This is a genomic window from Calidithermus chliarophilus DSM 9957, assembly GCF_000430045.1.
GTDB lineage: Bacteria > Deinococcota > Deinococci > Deinococcales > Thermaceae > Calidithermus > Calidithermus chliarophilus.
Genome location: NZ_KE387023.1, coordinates 1,184,995 through 1,208,081 on the forward strand (window position 1 = coordinate 1,184,995; position 23,087 = coordinate 1,208,081).

Here is a 23,087-nt window from a genome sequence, read left to right on the forward strand (position 1 = left end):
TGGGCCCGCAGGAGGTGCGCGTCGCCACCCCCGGCGGCGAGGCCTCGGCTAGCGTGCGGGTGGTGCGGGCGGTCCCGCTGGCGGGGGGCGCTTACCACAGCCTGGCGCTCAAGCCCGACGGCACGGTCGTGGCGTGGGGGAACAATGACGGTGGCCAGCTCAACGTCCCCGCCGGCCTCTCCGGGGTGGTCGCCATAGCGGCGGGCCAATTCTACAGCCTCGCTCTGAAGGCCGACGGCACGGTCGTGGGGTGGGGGCACAACAACTCCGGCCAGGCCGCCCCCCCCGCCGGCCTCTCCGGGGTGGTGGCCATAGGGGCGGGCGGTTTCCACAGCCTGGCGCTCAAGTCCGACGGCACGGTCGTGGCGTGGGGCCGCAACACCGAGGGCCAGCTCAACGTCCCCGCCGGCCTCTCCGGGGTGGCGGCCATAGCGGCAGGTTGGTACCACAGCCTGGCGCTCAAGGCCGACGGCACGGTCGTGGCGTGGGGGCTCAACAACTCCGGCCAGGCCGCCCCCCCCGCCGGCCTCTCCGGGGTGGTGGCCATAGGGGCGGGCGGTTTCCACAGCCTGGCGCTCAAGTCCGACGGCACGGTCGTGGCGTGGGGGAACAACTACTTCGGTCAGGCCAGCGTCCCCGCCGGCTTGGTGGTGCTGGTGCCCTAGCCCTGAAGCAGCCCTAAACGCTCCGGCCCCGCTCATGAGCGGGGCCGGTTTTGCCCGGCACAGGTAACCGTGAGGCCGGGTGGTTAGGGGCTGGCTAGGGAGTCGCCACCCCTCATGGCGTTACGGGAGGAGGTGCACTGGGCAACGGCTCGAGCGCATCCTCCTTCTGACCTCCGAAGGATAACCCTCGCGGGCCATGTTTTGAACACCACCGGTCTTTGCGATTCGAATAGGCGGGTGGGCACGCTCCGGGGCGATATGCGTAAAAAGGGCGGGTCACGGCCCGCCCCCGGATTTTTGGGAAAGTTTTCAATCGGCGACGCCGACCTTGTCGAGCCGGATGCCCATCTGGCGCAGGGCCTCGAGGATGGCCGCCGCGTCAATGCCGGCCTCGCGGTGCATGCGGGCGATGGAGCCGTGGTCGAAGAATTGGTCGGGCAGGCCCAGCACCCGCAGGTCGGGCTCGAGGCCCAGCTCATTCAGCGCCTCGAGCACCGCCGAGCCGAAGCCGCCCATCTTCTGGTGGTCCTCCACCGTGACGAGCTTGTAGCCCTCCAGGGCCAGCTTTTCCAGCATCTCGCGGTCGAGCGGCTTGATGAACCGGGCGTTGACCACGCCGACTTCGGGGTTGTCGCCGGCGGCCTCGAGGGCGTACTTGAGGGTCTTGCCGAAGGCCAGGACGTAGGCTTTCGAGCCCTCCTTGAGCACCTCCCAGCGGCCCCACTCGATCTCGGGCCAGCTCCCCTCGGGCACCCGCTCCACGTTGTCGCGGGCGTAGCGGATGGCGACGGGGCCGCCGCGCCGCAGCGCGCCCTTGAGCATGGCGCGCAGCTCGAGGGCGTCCTTCGGCGCGGCGATCTGCACGTTGGGGACGGTGCGGAGGTAGGCGACGTCGAACACGCCGTTGTGGGTCGCGCCGTCGCCGCCCACGATGCCCGCGCGGTCCACGGCGAGCACCACGTCGAGGTTCTCGATGGCGATGTCGTGGATCACCTGGTCGTAGGCCCGCTGCAAGAAGGTGGAGTAGATCGCCAGCACCGGCTTGAGGCCGCGCAGGGCCATGCCCGCGGCGGCGGTGGCGGCCACGTCCTCGCAGATGCCGGTGTCGAGGTAGCGGGCGGGGTGGGTCTGGGAGTAGCGCACCAGCCCCGAGCCCTCGCGCATGGCCGGGGTGATGACGAAGAGGCGGGGCTCGAGGTGGGCGAGCTCGGTCACCGCGTCGCCGAAGGCCGCCGACCAGGAGTAGCCCTTGGAGACCTTCTCGGGTTTTTCGGGGTTGAAGCCGGGCGGGCCGTGCCAGTAGATGGGGTCGGCCTCGGCCACGGTGTAGCCCTTGCCCTTCTGGGTGACGATGTGCAGGATGGTGGGCCCGTCGAGCTCCTTGAGCTCGTGCAGCAGGTGCACCAGGCCCTTGAGGTTGTGCCCGTCCACCGGCCCCACGTAGCGCACGCCCCAGGCGTAGAAGGGGTTCTCCTGGTGCAGCACCAGCTTGGCCGCCTCCTTGGCCCGGTCGACGAGGTTGAAGAGCTTGGGGGAGATGGTCTCGAGCACCCCCCGCCCCCACTTCTCGGTGTCCTGCACCCACTTCTTCACCTGCAATTCCTTGAAGAAGCGGTTGAGCGCGCCCACGTTCTCGCTGATGCTCATCTCGTTGTCGTTGAGCACGATCAGCATCTTGCGCCGCTGCTCGCCGATGACGTTGAGCGCGGCCAGGGCCATGCCCCCGGTGAGCGCGCCGTCGCCGATGACGCTGACGACCTGGTAGTCCTCGCCCAGGGCGTCGCGGGCGATGGCCATGCCGACGGCGTTGGCGAGGGAGGTGCTGGCGTGGCCCACGGTGATGGCGTCGTGCTCCGACTCGCTGACCTTGGTGAAGCCGGAGATGCCCCCCTCCTGGCGGATGGTGTGGAAGACCTCCTTGCGGCCGGTGAGGATCTTGTGGGCGTAGGCCTGGTGGCCCACGTCGAAGAGGATGCGGTCGCGGGGGGAGTCGAAGACCTTATGCAGCGCCACGATCAGCTCGACCGCGCCCAGCGAGGAGGCCAGGTGCCCGCCGTTCTGGGCGCACACCCGGATGATCTCGCTGCGGAGTTCCTCGGCCAGGGCCAGTAGCTCGTCTTCGCTGAGCGCTTTGAGGTCGGCTGGGCTGTTGACTTTGTCGAGTACCACTAGAGCCCCCTTTCCAAGACTTTAGCGCCTGAGCCTAGCCGAAATTACGCGCAGCCAACACAAAGCCCTCCTTGGTGCGGATCTCGCCGATCCCCGGCACGAACCACACCTCGCGGCTGTCGGCGGCCCCGCCGCTGCCCTTGGCCTCGAACTGCACGCGGAAGACCTCGAACTCCCCGGCCCGCACCCGCACCTTCTCCTTGCCCAGGATGCGGTAGTTGTACTCGATGGTCTCCTTGTAGATCACCTGGGGCCGGGCGTTGGGGGGGTAGATGGTCGATTCGACCGCGGTGGTGCCGCCCCAGCGAGCCCCGGCGACGATCTGGGCTTGCGGGGGGTACTCGAGCATGGGCGGGTTGAAGCGGGTGACGGCGGTGGAGACGGTGTCCTCGTAGCCCAGCAGCCGCACGCCGGCGGTGGTGATCTGGCGGTAGTAGTCCTTCTGCACCCCGCGCCCGGCGAAGCGGTACTTCACCGCGATCTGGTCGCCGAAGGGGGCGGGCCCCAGCACGGTGAGGCGGTAGGGCGGGTCGTTGGGGGCCGCGTCTTGGGGCAGGTAGGTCCACTGCACGCCGGTCTGGGAGGGCAGGTAGGTCTGGCTGGCGCTCAGCGTGACGTCGGGCTGGTTGTTGGGGTTGCTCTGGGGCACGCAGGCCGCCAGCACGCCCAGGGAAAGGGCCAAAAGGGCCCAGGAACGCACCGTGAACTTCATGCCCACCAGTTTACTTTCCCCGCCGTCCCCCACAGTTCAGCTCCGCGTGAGACCGCCCGGCCGGGTTAACCCGACGATTAAGGCCCGGGCCCTCAGCCATCGGCGGAGCGGCTGAGCAGTTCGCGCAGGCTCGAGCGCAGCGCCTCGAGCTCGGCGAAGCCTTTGGGGGTTTCGGGCCCCTGCCACAGCAGGAGCTCGGCCCCCAGGTTCTCCAGCAGCTCCACCCCCTCGTCGTAGGTACGGCTGAGCTGCCGGTAGCGCTCCTGCAGCCGCTCGCGGGTGGTCGAGCCCGCCGCGCCCCCGGCGGTCTGCGGGGCGGCCAGGTGGCGCTCGAGCTCGATGATCTCCCGCTGCAGGCCGCGCAGCTCGCGGCCGTAGTGCAGGGCGCTGCCGACCAGCCCCCGCAGCGCCTTGCCCAGCCGGGGCTGCTGGCGGCGCAGCTCAGCCAGGGCCCGCTCGAGGCGCTCGTCCTGGGGCGGCGGGGCGGGCATGGACAGGATCCAGACCGTCAGGGCCAGCACGGCCAGCAGCAACAGCACCTCGCCCAGGACCAGCATGGCCTAATTGTGCACCCCGACCGGGGGAAGGACCCGGTCGGGGCTCACGTTGACGGAAGGGTTAAGCCCCCGCGCGGCTCAACCGGTCATGCCCAGGTCGCGCTTGAGGCGGGCGAGGTCGTCGTCGACGGCCTTGTCGGTGCCCAGGTCCTCGAGCTCCTTCTCGATGTTGCTGCGGTCCATCTCGGCCATGGCGTGGTGCTTGTCCTCCATGGCCTCGATGCGGCGCTCCATGTCCTCGAAGGCCTCCACGGCGGAGTGGGTGTCGACTTTCGACTCGAAGCGGCGCACGGTCTCGGCAGCCTCGACGCCCTTCTTGCGGGCGACGAGCAGGGCCTTCTTGGCCTCCGACTCCTGGATCTTGGCCTCGAGGGCCTTGAGCTGGGTCATGAGCTGCTGCACCAGGCTGCTCTGCTGGGCGACCTGCTGGGCGAAGCCCTCGGAGAGGGTCTGGGCCTGCTGCTTGCGCTTGAGGGCCTCGCGGGCGAGGTCCTCGCGGCCCGAGCGCAGCGCCTCGGCGGCCTTGTTCTCCCAGGCGCGCATCTGCTCGGCGTAGCTCTGCTGCTCGCGCTCGAGCTTCTTCTGCTCGGCCATGGTGCTGGCGACTTCCTCCCGGGCGTCGCGCAGCGCGGCGCGCATGTCCTCCAGGGCCTGCTCGATGATCTTCTCGGGGTCCTCGGCACGTTTGATGAGGTCGTTGATGTTGGCGCGAATTAAGCGGCTCAGGCGATCCAGAATACCCATTTGTGGCCTCCTTGTGGGTCAGTGTAGCGCACCCGCTGAAGACGCTACAACCAGAGGCAAGCTCGAAAGCTCGGTGGCCGTACTCACCCTTAGCGCAGGCCCAAATGCCATTGCAGAAAAAATGATACATAAAGGCTCAGATAATGTAAATTGCCCACTGTCTCAGGGGCACATCAGGCCGAGGTCAGAGGGCGTACAGCCGGGCGCGGCAGCCTGGGGAGAGGAGGTGCCGAGATGAAGTCCATGCAAGTCCTGGCCCTGGTCGGGAGCCTGCGCAAGGACTCCTACAACCGCAAGCTCTTCGAGGCCGCGCGGGAACTCGCCCCCAGGGGGATGAAGCTCGAGGCCTTCGACCTCGGCCTGCTGCCCCTGTACAACGCCGACCTGCACGACACGGCCCAGTTCCCCGAGCCGGTAGAGCGCCTGCACCGCGCCATCCGCGCCGCCGACGCGGTGCTGCTGCTGAGCCCCGAGTACAACCACTCGGTCTCCGGGGTGCTCAAGAACGCCATCGACTGGGCCTCCCGCGGGCCCTCAGCCCCGCTTCAGGGCAAGCCCGCCGCCATCGCGGGCGCCTCGACCGGCATGATCGGCACGGCCCGCGCCCAGATGCACCTGCGCGAGATCTGCGCCGCGCTCGAGATGCCCTTGGTCCCCAGACCCGAGGTCCTGGTCGCCAACGCCAAGCAAAAATTCGACGCCTCAGGCCACCTCACCGACGAAAACAGCCGCAAGTTCCTGAAGGAGTTGCTCGAGGGGCTCGCGGAACTCGTTCAGGAGCGGAGCTCGGTGAAGCGATAAGCCGTCAGCAGTCAGCTTTCAGCCGTCAGCTTGTGGTGGAAAGGCACCCCACCCCGGCCCTCACCGCACGCGGGGAGGGTTTATCCCCCCTAACCCCCCTTGCTAAGGGGGGTAAACAAAGGGCGTCTTGCGTCTTGCGTTTTGCGTTTCGCGTCTTGCGTTTGGCGTTTAGCGTTTGGCTATCAGCTATCGGCTATCGCCCTCGACCCCCTAAGGCCACTCCCCCCGGAACGCGTCCGGCTTATCCGGCACCTCGAGCCGCACCGGGCGCCCCGTCCGGGCCGAGGTGTAGAGCGCTTCGATGAGGCGCAGGTCCTGTAGCCCTTCCTCGCCGGGGGTGAAGGGGGTGAGGTCTTCCTGGATGCAGCGGGCGAAGTGGTCGAGCTCGAGGGCGAACTGGTTGGGGGCGGGGAAGCGGCGCTCCTCCACGACCTGCTGGCCTTCCTCCTCGCGGCCCAGCGACAGGTGCAGGCCGCGGTAGTCGAAGGCGGGGTCCAGGCCCACCCAACCCCCCTCGGCGTAGAGGCGGTAGCGGCTGGAGCGGAAGGCCGAGTAGCCGGTGAGGCAGGCGGCCAGGACGCCGTTCTCGAAGCGCATCTGCCAGCTCATCTGCTCCTCGACCTCGCGGAAGCGCGGGTCATCCGGCGTGGCGTAGGTCTGGGCGAAGACCTCGACGGGCTCGAGGCCCAGCACGAAGCGGATGGTGTTGAGGCTGTAGACGCCGATGTCCACCAGCGGCCCGCCGCCCGCCTCCTTCCGCTTCAGCCGCCACTCGTCGGGATCGGTCTCCACCTGGCAGTGCACGCTCTCGACGAGCTTGACCGCGCCGAAGCGGCCCTGCTGCACCATCTCGCGCACGGCCCAGTGGTGCGGCTCGTACTGGCAGCGGTAGGCGATCATCAGCTTCACGCCCGCCGCTCGGCAGGCGGCGATCATGCGCTCGCCCTCGGCCACGCTGTTGGCCATGGGCTTCTCGCACAGCACGTGCTTGCCCATGCGCGCCGCCCGCACGGTGTAGTCCTCGTGCAGGTGGTTGGGCAGGATGATGTAGACCGCGTGCACGCCGGGGTTGTCGGCGAGGCGGTCGTAGTCGTCGTAGCCGTAGACGGCCTCCGGGGAGAGCCCGTAGCGCCGGGCGAGCCTCTTGCCGTCCTCGAGGTCGGAGGTCACCAGCGCGGCCAGGCGGGAGCGCTTGGAGGCCTCGAGCGCGGGCAGGATCTCCTCCTCGGCCAGCTTGCCGATCCCTACCAGCGCGTAGCCGACGCGTTCCTCGGGGGCCAGGGGGTGCTTGAGGGGTTCGGACATGCGTCTGAGCGTAGGCGGCGGGTTTGAAGCCCGACTGACCTGGGCCTGAGCCGGCGCTAAGTCGTGGCGTAGCTCATGCAATCTCGACGGGCATTCCCGCCCGTGCCCGGAGGCGGTATTGTTGCAGCTATGCTCACGCCCGGCCGCCTGCGCGAGGCCATCCAGCAGCGCATGCTGGAGGCCCTCCCGCGCCCCGAAGCCGCCTACCGCCCCGAGGTCGCCGAGTACGCCCGCCTGCTGCGCGACTACCCCGAGCGCGGGGGCAAGATGCTGCGCGGCAGCCTGCTGTGCTACACCGGCCTGGCCTACGGGGCCCCCCTCGAGCGGCTGCTGCCGGTGGCGGCGGCCCTCGAGCTCTTCCAGAACTGGGCCCTCATCCACGACGACATCGAGGACGCCTCCGACGAGCGCCGGGGCAAGCCCGCGCTGCACAAGCTCTACGGCATGCCGCTGGCGCTCAACGCCGGCGACGCGCTGCACGCGCGCATGTGGTCGCTGCTCGTCGAGGCCGAGGCCCCGCGGGGGGTGCTGCTCGAGTTCGCCCGCCTGGTCGAGCGCACCGCCCAGGGGCAGCACCTCGAGATGACCTGGGTCGAGCGCCAGCGCTTCGACCTCACCGAGGCCGACTACCTCGAGATGTGCGGCCAGAAGGCGGCCTACTACACGGCGGTGGCCCCCCTGCGGCTGGGGGCGCTGGCCGCGGGCGCCGAGCCGCCGGCGGCCTTCGAGGAGGCCGGGATGAAGCTGGGCCTGGGCTTCCAGATCGTCGACGACGTGCTCAACCTGGCCGGGGAGCGCGAGAAGTACGGCAAGGAGATCGCGGGCGACCTCTGGGAGGGCAAGCGCACCCTCATCCTGCTGCGTTTCTTGCGCCAGGCCCTCCCTGAGGAGCGCTCGAGGGCCGAGGCCCTGCTGCGCCTGCCCCGCGAGCGCAAGCCCGCCGCCGAGGTGGACTGGCTGCACCGGCGCATCCTCGAGTCCGGCGCGGTCGAGCACGCCCGCCGGGTGGCCGAGGGGATGCTGAGCGAGGGCCTGGAGGCCCTCAGGCCGGTGCTATCCCGGCTGCCCGACCCGCAGGCGGCGGCCGGGGTGCTGGGGCTGCTCGAGCAGTTGGTGCGGCGGGAGGCGTAATGGGGTTTTAGGGCGACGGGTTGGGGGAACGCGAACCCACCGCCCTTTCCCCTAAAACCCGATCCCCCCCGCGCTCTCCCCGTACCGCGCCAGCACCTGGTCGATGACCCAGCCCGTGGCCGCGACGTAGAGCCACACCGGGACCGTCCAGCGGGCCCAGGCCTTGTGGACGCTGAAGCGCCGCTTGAAGGCGTTGTAGAGCAGCCACAGCACCAGGGGGCCGTTGACGGCCGCCAGCACGGTGTGGCTGAACAGCAAGGCGTAGTAGGCCCCGCGCCACTCCTCGGGACCGGCGTAGCGGGTGGTGCCGTAGAGGCCCCACTTGAGCAGGTAGAACACCAGGAACAGCCCGGCCAGCGCGGTGGCCGTGAGCATGGCCCGCGGGTGCCGGACCCGGTCGCCCCGCCGGATCAGCACCACCCCGACGATGACCGCGACCCCCGACAGGGCGATGAGGACGGCGGCGATGTCGCCCAACAACTGACTCATAGTTTCTTCCCTCGCTGAAATTGGCCCCGCTTCAGGGGCCGCTGCTCTCGAGCTCTTCCCGCAATTTCTCCGCGAAGCGCCGCACCCGGTCCTCGCGCGAGGTGCGCGCGTAGCTGTAGCCCAGCATGAACGCCCGCTCGGCCTCGGCGAGGTTACCCAGGCGTTTTTGCGCTTGCACCAGCCGCAGGTAGGCCAGCGCCATCAGGCCGTCGCGCTCGCTGCTGGGGCGGGCGGCCTCGAGCAGCGAGAGGGCTTCCTTGAGCTTGCCGATAGCCTCCGCCGGCGCCGTGTCGCGGGCGTCCTGCAGGATTTCGGCAGCCTGATCCAGAAGGCGTTGCACGCCTGAGAGTATACGTTGCCCGGCCGGGCCCCGATTCGGTGGGTGATCACCAAGCCTCGCCGGCCGTATGATGCCCACGCCATGACGCCGCTGCAAGCCTTCGAACTGCTGGACCTGCGCGTGGGGCGGGTGCTGCGGGCCGAGGTCAACGCCGAAGCCCGCAAGCCCGCGTACAAACTATGGATCGACTTCGGCCCGTTGGGCGAGAAGGCCAGCTCGGCCCAGCTCACCGCGCTCTACACGCCCGAAGAGCTGGTCGGGCGCCTGGTCGTCGCCGCGGTGAACCTGGGCACCCGCAAGGTCGCGGGCTTCGCCTCCGAGGTGCTGGTGCTGGGCCTCCCCGACGCCGAGGGCCGGGTGGTGCTGCTCGAGCCCGAGCGCGAGGTCCCCCTGGGGGGGCGGGTTTACTAGGAAGTCTGCCCATACTCGATAGCCAGGCCCGCGCCTGGAGATCATGGGCATCCTCGCAGCGGCCGCGCTGGCCTGATGTATCCTGGATCTGCTACGAGGTTCGCGCCATGAGACGGCAGCCCTGGTTCGTCCTACCGGTCGTTTTCCTGCTGGCCCTGACGGGCTGTGCCCCCACCACCCAAGCGCCTGCGGCAGAGCCCCCGGCCAGCCCCCCGCCGAGCTTCCGCCTGCAGATCACCAACCTGTGCAGCTTCAGCGTCCGGGTCTACCTCGACGGGGTGCCGCGCGGGAGCGTGACCCCCAACCGCTCGCTGCGCCTCGAGGGCATCACCCCCGGCGAGCACACCCTGCTGGCCGAAGGGCTCGGCGCCGGGCAGGGGCAAAGGCTCGAGCGGAAGTGGCTCTTCGACCAGGACCGCGAGTGGACCCTCTGCGCCCGCTGAAAGTCGCCAGCAGCCGCCGCGAAGCCCGGTCTGAGCAAGAGCAGGCCGGGCTGATCAATTTTTAGTCTGGCAGGTGAGCACCTCCCCGCCGCAAACTCGGGACGTCAGAACAGGGAGGACCGGCCATGCTGCCATACCCCGTCCGCGAACCCGAGCCCAAAGGTTCACGCACTCGCCAGACCCCACAGCCCCTCGACCCCGCGCCCCCCGGCGCACCCAACGAGCCTTTCCCGTGCTCGAGCGAGTACTTCGCCGCCTCGAGGGCGCATGGAAGTGCACGCGGCAGGCGTCGAACGGCGGGCGAGGGAAGCCGTCAGCCATCAGCCGTCAGCGGGAAGCGATAAGCCGTCAGCGGTAAGCGGGAGGCGCGTGGCGTGTGGAAAGTCGAGGGCCTAGGGCCAAGGCGTCTTGCATATTGCGTCTTGCGTTTGGCGTACGACGTACGACCCGCGTTTTGCGTTTAGCATTCGGCTATCGGCTATCAGCTATGGGCTATGACCTATCGGCGTCCGGCGCCTCACGCCGGACCCGAGACACCCGCCCCTTGCAACGTAAGCCCCACAACATTTTGGCACGTTATACTCAGGCCATGCGCCGTGTTGTCGTCACCGGCATGGGGCCGGTAACTCCTATCGGCATCGGGGCGGAGGCCTTTCACAAGGCCCAGCTCGAGGGCAAGAGCGGCATCCGCCGCATCACCCGCTTCGATGCCTCGCAACTGCCCGCCCAGATCGCGGGTGAGGTGGACATCGACGTTGAAGCCTACATCGACAAGCGCGAGATGCGCCGCCTGGACCGCTTCGTGCAACTGGCCCTCATCGCTGGGCAACTGGCCCTGGAGGACGCCGGGCTCGAGCTCGAGCGCGAGGACCGCACCCGCATCGGCACGCTCATCGGCAGCGGGATCGGCGGCATGGAGAGCTTCGAGGCGCAGGCCAAGGTGTACGTCGAGCGCGGCGCTCACCGCATCTCGCCCTTCTTCATCCCGATGATGATCGCCAACATGGCCTCGGGCCAGCTCGCCATGAAGTACGGGCTGATGGGGCCGAGCTCCACCTCGGTCACGGCCTGCACCACCGGCGCCGACGCCATCGGCAGCGCCTACTACGTCATCCAGCGCGGCGACGCCGAGGTGATGCTGGCCGGGGGCAGCGAGGCCGCCGTGACCCCCATGGCGATGGGCGGCTTCGGGGTGATGAAGGCGCTGTCCACCCGCAACGACGAGCCCGAGAAGGCCAGCCGCCCCTTCACCTCCAGCCGCGACGGCTTCGTGCTCTCCGAGGGCGCGGCCGTGCTGGTGCTCGAGGACTACGAGCACGCCAAAGCCCGCGGCGCCCGCATCTACGCCGAGCTCGTCGGCTTCGGCCGCAGCGCCGACGCGCACCACATCACCGAGCCTCACCCCGAGGGCATGGGGGCCAAGCTCGCCATGGAGGCCGCCCTGCGCGACGCCAGGGTGGGCCCCGAGGCGGTCGGGCACATCAACGCCCACGCCACCTCGACCCCCGTGGGCGACCGCGCCGAGACCCTGGCGATCAAGAAGGTCTTCGGCGAACGCGCCTACCAGGTCCCCGTCACTGCCACCAAGAGCATGACCGGGCACCTCCTGGGCGCCGCCGGGGCCGCCGAAGCCGTCGCCAGCATCCAGGCCCTCACCTCGGGCGTCCTCCCGCCCACCATCAACCTCGAGGACCCCGACCCCGAGCTCGACCTCGACTACATCCCCAACACCCCGCGCGAGCAGAAGGTGGACTACGTGCTTTCCAACTCCTTCGCCTTCGGGGGGATGAACGCGTCGCTGCTGTTCAAGCGGGTGTAGGGGCGATAGCCGGACGCGAAACGCCGATAGCCGATAGCTGAACGCCGAACGCCGGGCGTGGGTCGTACGTCCTACGCCGTACGCCAAACGCCAAACGCAAGACGCCTTTTCTTTACCCCCCTTAGCAAGGGGGGCTGGGGGGATACCCCCTCCCCGCGCGCGGGGAGGGAAGGGGAGGGGTGTCTTTTCACCCTGAGCCACTATCCACACGCCACGGGCCCCCGCCGACGGCTGATAGCTGACGCCTTTTCCCCGCTCCCTGCCTGGCGTTATGTTTTTGACATAACATCTCGGATCAGGTATAATGTAGAGAGTCAACTGAGCGCGTCCAGCGCTTTTTTTGTGCCCGCACTGCCGCCTCCGCCGTAACCCCGGGCGATGACCGCAACGAACAGGAGAAGCGATGTCGCAAGTACTGCCGATCGAGATTACCGAGGAAGTCAAGCAGAGCTTTATCAACTACGCCATGTCCACCATCGTGGACCGGGCGTTGCCCGACGTGCGCGACGGGCTCAAGCCGGTGCAGCGCCGCATCCTCTACGGGGCCATGATGGAGGGGGTGCTGCCCACGCGCAAGCACGTCAAGAGCGCGAAGATCGTGGGTGAGGTGATGGGTAAGTACCACCCCCACGGCGACGCGGCCATCTACGACACCCTCGCCCGCATGGCCCAGCCCTGGAACCTGCGCTACCCGCTCATCGACGGGCAGGGCAACTTCGGCTCCATCGACGGGGACCCGCCCGCCGCGCAGCGCTACACCGAGGCCAGGCTCTCGAGCGTGGGCTTCGAGCTGCTGCGCGACATCGACAAGGAGACCGTCCCCTTCTACCCCAACTACGACAACACCACCGAGCAGCCCGAGGTGCTGCCGGCGGCTTTCCCCAACCTGCTGGTCAACGGCTCGACGGGCATCGCGGTGGGCATGGCGACCTCGCTGCCCCCGCACAACCTCTCCGAGACCGTCGACGCGCTGGTGCAGATGATCGACAACCCCGCCATCACCCTCGACGAGGTGCTCAAGATCATCCCGGGCCCCGACTTCCCCACCGGGGCCAAGCTCTCGCGCCGGGGCATCCGCGATGCCTACGCCAACGGGCGCGGGGGGCTGAAGGTGCGGGCCCGCTACCGCAACGAGGACAAGAACGGGCGGGCCATGCTGGTCTTCACCGAGATCCCCTATCAGGTCAACAAGGCCGACCTGATCACCCAGATCGCCGCCCTGGTGCGCAACAAGGTCATCGAGGAGATCGCCGCGCTGCGCGATGAGTCCGACCGGCAGGGCATGCGCATCGCCGTCGAGCTCAAGCGCGGGGCCAACCCCCAGGTGGTGCTCAACAAGCTCTACAAGCACTCCCGCCTGCAGACGACCTTCACCGTCAACCTGCTGGCGGTGGTGAACGGCGAGCCCAAGGTGCTCAACCTGCTCGAGCTCCTGCGCCACTACCTCGACCACCGGCGCCAGGTGGTCTACAAGCGCACCCAGTACGACCTGCGCAAGGCCCAGGAGCGCGCCCACATCCTCGAGGGCCTGCTCATTGCCCTCGACCACATCGACGAGGTCATCGCCCTCATCCGCGGCTCGCAGGACGCCGCCGAGGCCCGCACCGGCCTCATCAGCCGCTTCAACCTCTCCGACGCCCAGGCCCAGGCCATCCTCGACATGCGCCTGCAGCGGCTGGTGGGCCTCGAGCGCGAGAAGCTGCAGGAGGAGTACCGCGAGCTGATGGAGCTCATCGGCTACCTCACCTCGATCCTGGAGGACGAGAAGCGGCTGTGGCGGGTGGTCAAGGAGGAGTTGCTGGAGATCAAGCAGAAGTTCGGCGACCAGCGCCGCACCCAGATCACCGAGTTCGAGGAGGGCTTCAGCCTCGAGGACCTCATCGAGGACGAGCCCATGGTCATCACCCTCACCTCGCAGGGCTTCATGAAGCGCACGCCGCTGGAGGCTTACCGCGCCCAGGGCCGCGGCGGGATAGGCGCGCAGGCCGGCAAGACCAAGGAGGAGGACGAGGCCATCTCGGTCTTCGTGGCCTCCATGCACGACACCCTGCTCATCTTCACCAACCGCGGCCGGGTCTACGCCGAGAAGGTGCATGAGCTGCCCGAGGCCAGCCGCCAGGCGCGGGGCACCCACGTGGTCTCGCTGCTGCCGCTGGTGGAGGGCGAAGAGGTCGCCGCGCTGCTCAACGTGCGCAGCCTCACCGAGGACGGCTACTTCGTCTTCGCCACGCGCAACGGCCTGATCAAGAAGACCGAGATCCGCGAGTACCAGAACCTCTCCTCGGCCGGCCTCATCGCCATCAACCTGCTCGAGAACGACGCGCTCATCGGCGTCGCCGTGGCCCAGGAGGGCGACCAGGTGATGCTCGCCACCCAGAGCGGCCAGTCCATCCGCTTCGACCTCTCCGAGGTGCGCGCCACCGGGCGGGCCAGCCAGGGCGTGACCGGCATCCGCTTCAAGGGCGGGCGTGAGGACCGGGTGGTCTCGCTGGTGGTGCTGCCCAAGGACTGGGACGGCGAGGTGCTCGCCGTGGGCACCCGCGGCTACGGCAAGCGCACCGCCATCTCCGAGTACCCCGTGCAGGGCCGCGGCGGGATGGGGGTCATCACCTTCAACTGCAACGATAAGGTGGGCGAGCTCGGCGCGCTCATGCGGGTGCAGGGCAACGAGGACCTGCTGGTGCTCAGCCGCCGCGGCATCGCCATCCGCACCCCCGTCGCCAGCATCTCGCAGTACGGGCGGGCGACGAGCGGGGTCAAGGTCATGAACCTCTCCGACGACGAGGTGGCTTCGGCCTTCGTGATCGCCCCGCAGGACTGAAGGCTGCCCGAAGCTCCACGGCGGGAGGCTCTACGAAGCCTCCCGCCGCTTGTTTCCCGGTGCCCGCGGGACCGCCTCGAGCCGAACAGTTGGAACTATTCGTGGAAATTGCGCTGAAGCGTCTTAAGGTAAATAAATCATGATAAATCCCACTCCGGGGTGGGGGCCTTCTCGAGGCTCCAGCGAAGTTCGTGGCTTCATTCCCCCGGCGGCAAATCCCGATGGGTGGCTGTAAAGCCAGACCCCAGGCCCCCGGCGGATTCCGAATCATTCTGCCGAAACGGCCGGTCCGGGCCTGAACCGCCTTAAAACCATTAACTTTTGTGTCTCTTACTCAGCCCAGCCTCAGGGAGGTGTGTGTAAAGTCTTTCCAAATGCTCCTGAGGAGCCGTGCATGACGCCACCCTTCAAAGAAGACCGCTTCCTGATCTCCTGCATCGCCTTGACGCTGGTCCTTTTCGTCGTGGACGTGCTCTTGCCCAGGTCTGTCGCCTGGGGCGCGCTCTACAGCATCGTCATCCTGATGAGCCTGCGGCTGAACAACCCCCGCCTGACGCTGATGCTGACCGGGATGTGCGTGCTTTTGATGGTGCCGTCGTACTTCGTGGCCCCCGACAGCTACTCCCCGACCTGGGCCGCCATCGCCAACCGGCTGATGGCGATGGGGCTGCTGCTGCTGACCGCGCTGTTGGGGCTCTCCTTGCTCGAGGCCAACCACCGCATCCTCAGCACCCAGCGCAAGCTCGAGGAGGTCAACCGCGAGCTCGAGCACCGCGCGGCCTCCGACGGGCTCACCGGCGTCTCCAACCGCCGCCACTTCGACGAGCGCCTGGCCCAGGAACTCCAGCGCGCCCAGCGCGAGGGCGAGCCGGTGTCGCTGCTGCTGGTCGACGTCGACCACTTCAAGCGCTACAACGACACCCTGGGCCACCTCGCCGGCGATGAATGCCTGGTCCAGATCGCCCAGATCCTCCAGGCCAACGTGCGCCGCAGCACCGACGTGGTCTCGCGCTACGGCGGCGAGGAGTTCGCGGTGATCCTGCCCAACACCGACCCCACCGGGGCCTGGGAGCGCGCCGAGGCCATCCGGCTGGCCGTGCGGGAGGCCCAGATCCCCTGCGGCCTGCCCGAGGAGGGCTGCGTGACGGTGAGCGTGGGCTGCGGGACGGTGTGGCCCTCGCTCGACTCGGCACTGCCCAAGACCGTCATCGACCTGGCCGACCAGGCCCTCTACCGGGCCAAGCGCTCCGGCCGCGACCGGGTGGAGCTCGAGCCCCAAGCCCACCCGGCTCCCGGCCCGGCGAACTGCTCCGTCTGCCTCACGCACCCCGACTGATCGCGCGGCTCAGGCCGGGTTCCAGACCCGCACGTTGAGCCGGAGCTCTTCGACCGAACCGCCTGAGCCCGAAATAGGCTACAGGTCCCCTCTACCCGAAACCACCGCTTCGACCAAGCGGCCCTCTTGTACCGTTAGCACTCTGTGAGCCTGCTTCAAAATCAGCGGGTCATGAGTAACCACAACCCCGCTAATACCCTCCTGTCGGTTTAGCTCGAGCAGCAACCCCCAAACTGCGGTGGCTCCTGCTTCGTCGAGTCGCCCGGTAGGCTCATCTGCCAGGAAGAGGGTATTACGCCGGGCCAACGCCCGGACCAAGGCGACTCGCGTGGCCTGTCCACCCGAAAGTTGTCGGGGACGGCGGTTTTCCAAGCCGGAAATACCCAGTCGCTTGAAGAGCAGCTTCACCCACGCCAAGTCGGGGTTCTGACCTCCGTAACGAAAGGGTAGCAAGGCGTTCTCCCAGGCGGTGAGGGTAGGAATGAGCACTGGGGTTTGGTGCATGAAACCTACTGCCCTGCGCCAGCGCAGCAGGCTGACCTCAGGGGAGTTGCGGCTGAGTACCAACTCTCCCAGGTGCAGTTTTCCCTCGTCCGGCCGATCGATCCCAGCCAAGAGATGCAAGAGGGTGGTTTTTCCGCTACCCGAGCGACCGGCAACTACCAGCAGCTCCCCCTCCCTAAGCCGGAGCTGGACGTTCTGAAGCACGCTGACCCACTGCGAGCCACTGCGGTAGCGACGCGACAGATCAATAACCTCAAGCATCATTCCTCTTTAAGCTGGCTCGAGGGCTGAGTGGAGGCCAGCGCTAGGACCGGTCCAAGGGCCGAGAGCAGTACCAACGCACCGATTCCGGCAAATACCTGGAGAGCGATTCCTACTTCGGGGTAGAACAGGCGTTGAGCCTCCCCACCACCCAGGCGATCCAGCAAGGCCCAGGTGACAGCGAGACTGGGTGGGACGGCTAAGAGAAAGATGGCCATGGCCTCAGCTAGGCTCTCTAGGGCGATGTGTGATCGGGAAGCTCCTAGAGCCCGTTTGATCGCAACTTCTTTAGCCCGTTCGAGGCGGTTGACAGCAAAGTTAAACAGCACCAAGAGTGTTGCCGAAATCAGCGCTACCAAGGCTGTGGGTCCTAGGATCACGGTGAAACCAAAGCTGAGTTGGCGCCACGAACGTTGCATTCCTATGCGATCGAGCACCTGCACGTCGGCGGCCTTGAGTCCCCGCGATTGGAGATATGCCCTCACTTGATCTTCCAATTCTTCGCTTGACTGGGACCTAGCGAATGCCCACAGCCTCCAGTCCAATCCACCCCGAGGAGCTGCTGGAACAGCCAAAAGGGTAGTAGCAAGAGGGGAGTCCACGATTCCCGAAACCGTGTAGCGCACGGGCTGCTCGGTTCCTGGGTAGAGTACCTTGATGGTTTGGCCTACCCGGCAACTCAGCAATCGACAGGCTTGTTGGGGGACCAAGAGTTGGTACTGTTTAGGCCAACCCCCTTGCTTCAAGCGTAAAGTGGGTAGAAACCTTTTCATGGTTTCCACAGACTCAAAGCCATAAGCCCCAATCGCTGCACCGCGCCGAACATCCTCGCGGAACAGTTGACCTAGTGTTACCCACTCGCCTTGCAAGCCGTTTTCCTCCAAAAATTGGGCCGGGGTGAGGGAGGAAGGAGCCTCCAGGGCGAAGCTGATTCGAAGAACTCCCGGGGGAATTGTGGGTTGCCCCAAAAGTTCAGCTGTACGCAAAATCGTGAGGATCAGAAAGGACGCTACTACCCCGATAACTAGTGACAACACCAGTACCAGTAGGCGAAGAGGATGGCGGAGAGCGTTTTTAACAGCTTCCATCAGGCTTTTTCCCTGGCACGAGCCTCGAGCAGCTTTATGAGGTTTTTTAGATCACTATGGGCAAAGCCGTTCGGAGCAAAGGGATTGTAAGCGATTTTGGCCTGATAGTATTCGAGAAGCAGCTTCATTTCGCTATCCTTGAGAGCCGGATTGTCCTTGCCCTGTTCTTTCACCAGCCTGGAATAATAGGTGTCTTGCTCGGCAGTGAGCACCTGACTGATGGCAGTTCCGATCCTGCGGTATTGCTCGAGGGAGAGTTCATCTTGAGAAGCGAGCCGGTTAAAGTGGGGTAGAAGCGCCCTGGCTTGGTCCGGGGTGAACCGGGTCTGAGGCCGGGCATCGAGCAAGGGAAGATAGCGCACTTGATAAACCGCTAGCGTGACCGGAGTGATCTCCCGGATGACCCGTGCCACCTCGAGCGGGTTGAGCCCTTGAGCGCTAGCCGGGTAAAGGCCGAGCACTACAGCCCCAAGAATTAGGATCAGTTTGCAGTACCTATTCATATTCTATCCTCCATGGGTGAGCGCCTCCGGACGGCGCTCACCCTGAGTACTCCTATGAACAGATCCAGCTACAGGTTTGTTCACACACCCATTCGCAAACTGTTTTAGCAATAGTCTTGCAGTCCTCCTCGGTGCCTCCCAACTCGGTACAAACTTCCTCGACGATAACTTCACAGACTGGCCTGCATATGGTGGTGCAGTTTTCCTTGCAATCTCCGGCTTGGGCAAAAGGCAACAACGCACTGAAGATGATAGCCAAAGACCATATCCACTTACTCTGATTCCTCAAGAACCTCACCTCCTTATTTGTGCTCGATACTCTACCGGCGCGCGCAACCAGTGGTATCGCAAACACCCAGATTGGGAACGCCTGAAATTATGCCTTTGAGTATTTCGGGAGCATAACCAACATTTCGAATACGAATCAATCTGTCACTCACAACTATGTGAGTAGGTACTCCAGTAAGCGCATAGTCTCTAGCAATCTGAAACTGCTCGACTTTAAGTACCTGTAAGTTTTTAGGTGCTTGGGCAAATTGATTCTTTACTAAACTAAGATCGTCAGGGGTTAGTATCCAGATAGCTAGCGTGGGATAGGTCTTAGCGAGAGACATGATCTCTGGAATCTCCTCAACACAGCCAGCGCAGGCTGCTCGGTGAAAAACTAGCAGATGTGTTTTTGTTACTGACCAATTGACTCCTTTGATGTCTGCGGCCATGCTTCCCGGGCTACCAGGCAGTGCAACTTGAGTGATGGTCTTACCGTTAACTAAGCCTGTGGCAAGGGTTGCTAGCTCGTTCTCCTCGATTAGTCCTTCGAAGTGGGCTTGAATAATGCGTTGAGCATCTACCATAATTAGTGTAGGTATTCTCCTAATGGATAAAGCTTTGAATAGAGCACCTTTGGGATCTTCTAGGGATGTTATCCCAGGAGCCAACCCACGCTTTGCTTTAATTGAAACATTAGCAATTGACAAGCCGGGAATGCGTTTTTTTAGCTTGCTTAGATACGTAAGTTGAACGACGCAATTTCCGCACTCATCAGTGGTAAATACGTATAAGCTTGGACCTTTGACAGAATTACTAGGAAACGATTTGCCGAGCGACTCAAGACGTGCTACTCCCTCGAAAGCCCAACCTGATTGGACAATTGTAAGGAAGATTAGAGCTAAAGCTAGCTTCATAGCAATGATTATATGCTCATTAGAATATATACTGTAAAGAGCTGAAACTCACGTCTGAAAGGTGAGTTTCTCGCAATCCTGTAAGCGGGAATGTATTCCTAAGTAAAATAGAGCTAGTTCCACCCGATTTCTAATCTTTAGTTTTTCTTTGAGCGCAGTGATACGGTTATCCACGGTGCGTGGGCTAACGCTGAGGATATGGGCGATCTCACTGTTTTCCAGACCAAAGGCTAAGTGGCGGAGTACGGCTCGTTCACAAGGCTGTAGGCGGTTTTCCAGGAATGGACCTTCATAGAAACGTTCACCAGTAGATATACGCTCCAGCCCGGTGAGAACTTCTTGAGGTCTCGTCGGACGGGCTAACAGGCCCTCGGGTCTCAGGTCGAGTAGGTCTTGAAGGTAGGGTGAGGTGTTCACACCCGTTACCACTAACACAGGGCGTGGTAGGTCGGCCAGGGTTCGAAGGGCGTAGCCTCGCGGAGCATCAAGCACTAAATAAACTTCCCTAAGTAGCTTAGCTGAAGCGAACAAGGTTTCCCCGTGCTGACGCACGGTTTCATCTCCTGTATAGATTATTAACATATCTGATATAATTCTTATTACAGTCGGTTATCTTCGTCAATGCGCTGCACTTCTATCCCGTCGCGTTCCAGACCCGCACGTTGAGCCGTAGCTCTTCGACCAGCCCCAGCATCAGCTCGAGCGCCTCCACATAGGTGCGCACCCGCTCGATGTCCACCGCGCTCTGCAGCAGCGGCGGGTCGAGGGGGTTGGCGGGGAGGGGGATGGCGAGGTAGAGCTTGCCGTAGTTGAGCGAGGCCAGCAGGGGCCGGCCCAACTGGCGGCGGAAGCGGGTGAGGCGGCGGATGAAGCTGGTGGAGAGCAGGTAGCGGGCCTTGACCTGGGCGTCGGGGCCGGGGGCAGTGTAGACGGCGAAAAGGTCCTCGAACTCGGGGTCTTCGAGCTTCACCAGCTCGCCCCGCGAGCGGTTGAGGCCCTGCAGGTGCTGGGCCAGGTGGCCCAGGGTGGGCTCGAGGTGGTCGGGGAGCACCAGGACCTGCCCCAGGAAGGGCTTGGGGAACTCGGCCACGAAGAGCATCCCCTGGAAGAGGCGCGCGCGCTGCCGCAGGGAGGGGTTGCGCTCGCGGTCCTCGCGCAGGGCGTAGGCCTCGACGTAGGCGAACTTGCACTCCACCCCCTCGATGCGCCCGCGCACCAGGTCGCTGCCCTCGACCTCGCCGGTGCGCTCGAGCAGCCCGCTGGCCCACAGCTCGATCTCGTTGAGGGTGCCCAGGCTCTGGTAGACCAGCGTGGGGGCTACCTCGGCCAGGATGGGCTGGATGAGCTTCTGCTTGAAGTGGCGGCGGTAGTTGTACTGCACCGCCGGGTAGACCACCCGCCACGTCCCCAGCGCCAGGCCGCTCACCACCAGCCCCACCGGGAAGACGCCCGCCAGCAGCGCGGCGACGCCGATCACCAGCAGCGGCCCGGTGAACAGCACCAGCAACGCCACCAGCAGCAGGCTGTGGCGGCGTTCGCGCTCGAGCAGCTCCTGCACCGGGAGCAGGACCTGGTAGTAAAGCCGGGTGAAGTCCATGGCCCTTCGCGCGTCCCGCCGAGCGCCCTACGTGCCCCAGATGCGGGTGTTGAGGTTGAGCTCGTCGACCACCGAGAGCACGAAGCGCAGGTCGGTGAGGTAGTCCACGAGGTCTTCCAGGCGCAGGGGCTGGAAGATGCGCGGCTCGAAGAAGTTCTTGGGGGTGGAGAGGGCGAGGTAGAAGTTGCCGCCGCTGAAGGCCAGGTAGAGCGGGCGCTTGAAGGCCTTGCGGAAGTTGACCAGGCGCTGCATGAGGCTGGTGGAGAGCAGGTAGCGGGCCTCGACCTGGTCGGAGGCGTAGGTGACGAAGTAGCGCTCGAACTCGGGGTCTTCGAGCTTGACGAGCTGGCCGCGGCTGCTGAAGCGCTCGAGGAAGTTGAGGAAGGCCCCGTCGCCGTTGTCGGGGAGCACCAGTGTGGTGCCGCGGAAGGGCTTGGGGAAGTCGAGCACGAAGAACAGCCCGCGGAAGATGGTGTGCCAGTGGGTGGTACGCCGCCCCTTGGAGTCGGTGGACTCGGTCTTGTACTCGCTGTGGACCTCGCTGACCTTGAGGCGGGTCTGGCCGATGCGCCCGGCGATGAGGTCCTCCTCCTTGTAGCGGTCGGGCTCGCGGGGGAAGAGCTGGCTCGAGCGGTAGCTGCCGTAGCCGACGCCCGCCTCGGGGTGGTACTCGAGGCCCGGGCCCAGGTGCTGCACCAGCCGCCGCACCAGCTCGTTCTTGAAGCGCGCGCGGTAGCGCCGGGTGAGGGCGCCGTGGGCCACGCTCAGCGCCGCGACCCCGGCGAAGGCCACGAAGCCCAGCAGGCTGGGGTCGCGCACGGCGGGCACCAGGGCTACCAGGAGCACCGCGGCCAGCACGGTGACGGCCCCGAACAGGACCAGCCGCGAGGCCACCTCCCGCCGCTCGCGCTCGAGGTCGCCGATCACCGGCTCGAGCTGGCGGTAGAGTTCGGTGAAGCCCCCGATCACGCCGTCCTCCCAGTGCTGCGCGGGGTCATGCGGCATACGGCGGAGGCGAGGGGGGAAGGCCGGGAGAGGACGCAGGGAACTGGACGGACCATGGCAGGTACGCTTTGGGGGTTGGCCTACAGGGGCTCAATTGCCGAAGAGCTGGCCCACGTTGGGGGCGGCTCGCTCCCCTTCAGGGATGGTGAACACCGGCTTGCGCTCTAGCCGCATGCTCTGGGCGATGAGGCTGGACGGGAACATCTCGATGGCGTTGTTGTAGTCGGTGACGGCGGAGTTGTAGAAGCGCCGCGCCGCCGAGATCTGCTCCTCGGCCTCGTTGAGGGCGGCCTGCAGTTGCAGCACGTTCTGGTTGGCCTTGAGGTCGGGGTAGTTCTCCACCTGCACCATCAGGCCCCGCAGGGCAGCGCTCAGCTCGCCCTCGGCCTTGAACTTCGCCTCCGGGCTGGGGGCGCCCATGGCCTGCGAACGCAACGCCACGACGCGCTCGAGCAGGTTCGCCTCGTGGGCCATGTACTGCTTGACGGCGGCGACCAGGTTGGGGATGAGGTCGTAGCGTTTCTTGAGCATGGCCTCGATGGAACCGAAGGCGTTGTCCACCTGGTTCTTGCGGGCCACCAGCCCGTTGTAGAGCGCGACGTAGGCCAGCACCAGCACCACCGCCAGCCCCAACACGATGAGCAGTCCGGTCATGCCTTTACCCTAGCACCTTTGGTTATGGGGCTCGGGGGTTTATGTACATGGGGGGCGATGGTCGATGGTCGATAGCTCATAGCTGATAGCTGATAGCCGAACGCCCAACGCCTAACGCGGGTCGCGCGTCGTACGTCCTACGTCGTACGCCAAACGCCAAACGCAAAACGCAAGACGCCCCTTCTCCACCCCCCTTAACAAGGGGGGCCGGGGGGGATAAACCCTCCCCGCTGGCGGGGAGGGCCGGGGTGGGGTGAGCTACGAGCCTCCCGCTCACCGCTGAGGGCTGACGGCTGCCCGCTACTCATCCCTCGTCGCTGGGGAAGGGCTTGACGCTGCTCCAGGTGAAGGCTTGGCCGTTCCAGGTGCCGTTGAGTTCGTACCAGCCGGGTTTGAGGCCGGGGGCGGTGATGAGGTTGGGGGGGACGGCCAGGAAGCGGGTGCCGTCGTGGTAGGCCACGACGCGCACCGTGTTGGCCGAGGTGGTCAGGGTGCGCTGGAACAGGACGCGCTCGGCGCTGTCCTGGAGCCAGACTTCAACGCGCTGG

23 protein-coding genes and 1 pseudogene are annotated in these 23,087 nt (G+C 65.7%); 8 read left to right on the forward strand and 16 right to left on the reverse strand.

The annotated features are described in order from the left end of the window. Nucleotides 1-665: RCC1 domain-containing protein (locus MEICH_RS23780; RefSeq protein WP_420804462.1), on the forward strand; the 665-nt coding region annotated here is incomplete at its 5' end. Nucleotides 666-974: 309 nt separating this feature from the next. Here the strand turns inward: MEICH_RS23780 and dxs are convergent. The 4 genes from dxs to MEICH_RS0105705 form a co-directional block, all read right to left on the reverse strand. Further along, on the reverse strand, nucleotides 975-2,834 hold the full coding sequence (gene dxs / locus MEICH_RS0105690; protein ID WP_027891814.1) for a 1-deoxy-D-xylulose-5-phosphate synthase: 1,860 nt from the start codon (nucleotides 2,832-2,834) through the stop codon (nucleotides 975-977). A 34-nt stretch (nucleotides 2,835-2,868) separates the two neighbouring features. After that, on the reverse strand, nucleotides 2,869-3,546 hold the full coding sequence (locus tag MEICH_RS0105695) for a DUF3108 domain-containing protein (RefSeq protein ID WP_036218361.1): 678 nt from the start codon (nucleotides 3,544-3,546) through the stop codon (nucleotides 2,869-2,871). Between the two features lie 92 nt (nucleotides 3,547-3,638). Then, entirely contained in the window at nucleotides 3,639-4,103 is a 465-nt protein-coding gene (locus MEICH_RS0105700; RefSeq protein ID WP_027891816.1) for a hypothetical protein, read from the reverse strand. Nucleotides 4,104-4,181: 78 nt separating this feature from the next. Further along, nucleotides 4,182-4,847, reverse strand: coding sequence for a PspA/IM30 family protein (locus MEICH_RS0105705; protein ID WP_027891817.1), 666 nt, complete (start codon nucleotides 4,845-4,847; stop codon nucleotides 4,182-4,184). Between the two features lie 234 nt (nucleotides 4,848-5,081). On the opposite strand from MEICH_RS0105705, the gene MEICH_RS0105710 reads away from it, so the two are divergent. Then, entirely contained in the window at nucleotides 5,082-5,648 is a 567-nt protein-coding gene (locus tag MEICH_RS0105710) for an NADPH-dependent FMN reductase (protein ID WP_027891818.1), read from the forward strand. A gap of 210 nt (nucleotides 5,649-5,858) precedes the next feature. On the opposite strand, the gene MEICH_RS0105715 is transcribed toward MEICH_RS0105710, so the two are convergent. Then, the gene (locus tag MEICH_RS0105715; RefSeq protein ID WP_027891819.1) at nucleotides 5,859-6,953 is read right to left on the reverse strand and encodes a Gfo/Idh/MocA family protein; all 1,095 of its coding nucleotides are present in this window, start codon (nucleotides 6,951-6,953) and stop codon (nucleotides 5,859-5,861) included. A gap of 129 nt (nucleotides 6,954-7,082) precedes the next feature. Between MEICH_RS0105715 and MEICH_RS0105720 the strand changes: the two genes are divergently transcribed. Then, nucleotides 7,083-8,084 carry a polyprenyl synthetase family protein gene (locus tag MEICH_RS0105720; RefSeq protein WP_027891820.1) on the forward strand — a complete coding sequence of 334 codons (1,002 nt, stop codon included), beginning with the start codon at nucleotides 7,083-7,085 and terminating at the stop codon, nucleotides 8,082-8,084. A 51-nt stretch (nucleotides 8,085-8,135) separates the two neighbouring features. Here the strand turns inward: MEICH_RS0105720 and MEICH_RS0105725 are convergent, their stop codons facing one another. Continuing rightward, a complete protein-coding gene (locus tag MEICH_RS0105725) occupies nucleotides 8,136-8,573 on the reverse strand; it encodes a DUF420 domain-containing protein (RefSeq protein WP_027891821.1) in 438 nt (145 codons plus the stop codon). A gap of 31 nt (nucleotides 8,574-8,604) precedes the next feature. Then, complete coding sequence (locus tag MEICH_RS0105730; protein ID WP_027891822.1) at nucleotides 8,605-8,913, reverse strand: hypothetical protein; 309 nt, start codon at nucleotides 8,911-8,913, stop codon at nucleotides 8,605-8,607. Between the two features lie 81 nt (nucleotides 8,914-8,994). Here MEICH_RS0105730 and MEICH_RS0105735 point away from each other — a divergent pair, with 81 nt between their 5' ends. From MEICH_RS0105735 to MEICH_RS26945, 5 genes are all read left to right on the forward strand, one after another. Further along, nucleotides 8,995-9,324 (forward strand): tRNA-binding protein, encoded by a 330-nt coding sequence (locus tag MEICH_RS0105735; RefSeq protein ID WP_027891823.1) that lies wholly within the window; start codon nucleotides 8,995-8,997, stop codon nucleotides 9,322-9,324. 107 nt (nucleotides 9,325-9,431) lie between these two features. Beyond that, on the forward strand, nucleotides 9,432-9,767 hold the full coding sequence (locus tag MEICH_RS0105740; protein ID WP_027891824.1) for a hypothetical protein: 336 nt from the start codon (nucleotides 9,432-9,434) through the stop codon (nucleotides 9,765-9,767). A gap of 589 nt (nucleotides 9,768-10,356) precedes the next feature. After that, nucleotides 10,357-11,586 (forward strand): beta-ketoacyl-ACP synthase II, encoded by a 1,230-nt coding sequence (fabF, locus tag MEICH_RS0105745; RefSeq protein ID WP_027891825.1) that lies wholly within the window; start codon nucleotides 10,357-10,359, stop codon nucleotides 11,584-11,586. A gap of 403 nt (nucleotides 11,587-11,989) precedes the next feature. Further along, nucleotides 11,990-14,407, forward strand: coding sequence for a DNA gyrase subunit A (gene gyrA / locus MEICH_RS0105750; protein ID WP_027891826.1), 2,418 nt, complete (start codon nucleotides 11,990-11,992; stop codon nucleotides 14,405-14,407). Between the two features lie 394 nt (nucleotides 14,408-14,801). Beyond that, entirely contained in the window at nucleotides 14,802-15,743 is a 942-nt protein-coding gene (locus MEICH_RS26945) for a GGDEF domain-containing protein (protein WP_051303943.1), read from the forward strand. Nucleotides 15,744-15,821: 78 nt separating this feature from the next. On the opposite strand, the gene MEICH_RS23790 is transcribed toward MEICH_RS26945, so the two are convergent. The 9 genes and pseudogenes from MEICH_RS23790 to MEICH_RS23800 form a co-directional block, all read right to left on the reverse strand. Beyond that, the gene (locus MEICH_RS23790) at nucleotides 15,822-16,511 is read right to left on the reverse strand and encodes an ABC transporter ATP-binding protein (RefSeq protein WP_036218364.1); all 690 of its coding nucleotides are present in this window, start codon (nucleotides 16,509-16,511) and stop codon (nucleotides 15,822-15,824) included. After that, nucleotides 16,508-17,596, reverse strand: a complete 1,089-nt coding sequence (locus MEICH_RS27830; protein WP_084542194.1) for an ABC transporter permease — start codon at nucleotides 17,594-17,596, stop codon at nucleotides 16,508-16,510. The genes MEICH_RS23790 and MEICH_RS27830 overlap by 4 nt, the downstream gene beginning before the upstream one ends. Continuing rightward, on the reverse strand, nucleotides 17,596-18,099 hold the full coding sequence (locus MEICH_RS0105765) for a hypothetical protein (RefSeq protein ID WP_027891827.1): 504 nt from the start codon (nucleotides 18,097-18,099) through the stop codon (nucleotides 17,596-17,598). The genes MEICH_RS27830 and MEICH_RS0105765 overlap by 1 nt, the downstream gene beginning before the upstream one ends. Nucleotides 18,100-18,419: 320 nt before the next feature. Further along, nucleotides 18,420-19,283: a TlpA family protein disulfide reductase gene (locus MEICH_RS28450; RefSeq protein ID WP_157202626.1), complete on the reverse strand. Its 864-nt coding sequence runs from the start codon at nucleotides 19,281-19,283 to the stop codon at nucleotides 18,420-18,422. Nucleotides 19,284-19,331: 48 nt separating this feature from the next. Further along, complete coding sequence (locus tag MEICH_RS27835) at nucleotides 19,332-19,865, reverse strand: helix-turn-helix transcriptional regulator (protein WP_245587623.1); 534 nt, start codon at nucleotides 19,863-19,865, stop codon at nucleotides 19,332-19,334. 52 nt (nucleotides 19,866-19,917) lie between these two features. Next, complete coding sequence (locus MEICH_RS26950) at nucleotides 19,918-20,880, reverse strand: DUF3137 domain-containing protein (protein WP_051303945.1); 963 nt, start codon at nucleotides 20,878-20,880, stop codon at nucleotides 19,918-19,920. 27 nt (nucleotides 20,881-20,907) lie between these two features. Continuing rightward, nucleotides 20,908-21,885 (reverse strand): DUF3137 domain-containing protein, encoded by a 978-nt coding sequence (locus MEICH_RS0105775; RefSeq protein ID WP_084542195.1) that lies wholly within the window; start codon nucleotides 21,883-21,885, stop codon nucleotides 20,908-20,910. A 90-nt stretch (nucleotides 21,886-21,975) separates the two neighbouring features. Next, nucleotides 21,976-22,539: a LemA family protein gene (locus MEICH_RS0105780; RefSeq protein WP_027891829.1), complete on the reverse strand. Its 564-nt coding sequence runs from the start codon at nucleotides 22,537-22,539 to the stop codon at nucleotides 21,976-21,978. A gap of 304 nt (nucleotides 22,540-22,843) precedes the next feature. Beyond that, nucleotides 22,844-23,087 (reverse strand): annotated as a pseudogene (locus MEICH_RS23800) (hypothetical protein); the annotation flags it as partial.

Bases quoted from the DNA above. Each gene is read 5' to 3' on its own strand.
- MEICH_RS0105735 (WP_027891823.1), top strand. From the start codon at position 8,995: ATGACGCCGCTGCAAGCCTTCGAACTGCTGGACCTGCGCGTGGGGCGG.
- gyrA (WP_027891826.1), top strand. From the start codon at position 11,990: ATGTCGCAAGTACTGCCGATCGAGATTACCGAGGAAGTCAAGCAGAGC.
- MEICH_RS0105720 (WP_027891820.1), top strand. From the start codon at position 7,083: ATGCTCACGCCCGGCCGCCTGCGCGAGGCCATCCAGCAGCGCATGCTG.
- MEICH_RS0105725 (WP_027891821.1), bottom strand. From the start codon at position 8,573: ATGAGTCAGTTGTTGGGCGACATCGCCGCCGTCCTCATCGCCCTGTCG.
- MEICH_RS23790 (WP_036218364.1), bottom strand. From the start codon at position 16,511: ATGATGCTTGAGGTTATTGATCTGTCGCGTCGCTACCGCAGTGGCTCG.
- MEICH_RS0105740 (WP_027891824.1), top strand. From the start codon at position 9,432: ATGAGACGGCAGCCCTGGTTCGTCCTACCGGTCGTTTTCCTGCTGGCC.
- MEICH_RS0105715 (WP_027891819.1), bottom strand. From the start codon at position 6,953: ATGTCCGAACCCCTCAAGCACCCCCTGGCCCCCGAGGAACGCGTCGGC.
- MEICH_RS27830 (WP_084542194.1), bottom strand. From the start codon at position 17,596: ATGGAAGCTGTTAAAAACGCTCTCCGCCATCCTCTTCGCCTACTGGTA.
- MEICH_RS0105695 (WP_036218361.1), bottom strand. From the start codon at position 3,546: ATGAAGTTCACGGTGCGTTCCTGGGCCCTTTTGGCCCTTTCCCTGGGC.
- MEICH_RS28450 (WP_157202626.1), bottom strand. From the start codon at position 19,283: ATGAAGCTAGCTTTAGCTCTAATCTTCCTTACAATTGTCCAATCAGGT.
- MEICH_RS0105775 (WP_084542195.1), bottom strand. From the start codon at position 21,885: ATGCCGCATGACCCCGCGCAGCACTGGGAGGACGGCGTGATCGGGGGC.
- MEICH_RS0105705 (WP_027891817.1), bottom strand. From the start codon at position 4,847: ATGGGTATTCTGGATCGCCTGAGCCGCTTAATTCGCGCCAACATCAAC.
- MEICH_RS0105780 (WP_027891829.1), bottom strand. From the start codon at position 22,539: ATGACCGGACTGCTCATCGTGTTGGGGCTGGCGGTGGTGCTGGTGCTG.
- MEICH_RS26945 (WP_051303943.1), top strand. From the start codon at position 14,802: ATGACGCCACCCTTCAAAGAAGACCGCTTCCTGATCTCCTGCATCGCC.
- MEICH_RS26950 (WP_051303945.1), bottom strand. From the start codon at position 20,880: ATGGACTTCACCCGGCTTTACTACCAGGTCCTGCTCCCGGTGCAGGAG.
- MEICH_RS0105700 (WP_027891816.1), bottom strand. From the start codon at position 4,103: ATGCTGGTCCTGGGCGAGGTGCTGTTGCTGCTGGCCGTGCTGGCCCTG.
- MEICH_RS27835 (WP_245587623.1), bottom strand. From the start codon at position 19,865: ATGTTAATAATCTATACAGGAGATGAAACCGTGCGTCAGCACGGGGAA.
- MEICH_RS0105765 (WP_027891827.1), bottom strand. From the start codon at position 18,099: ATGAATAGGTACTGCAAACTGATCCTAATTCTTGGGGCTGTAGTGCTC.
- MEICH_RS0105710 (WP_027891818.1), top strand. From the start codon at position 5,082: ATGAAGTCCATGCAAGTCCTGGCCCTGGTCGGGAGCCTGCGCAAGGAC.
- fabF (WP_027891825.1), top strand. From the start codon at position 10,357: ATGCGCCGTGTTGTCGTCACCGGCATGGGGCCGGTAACTCCTATCGGC.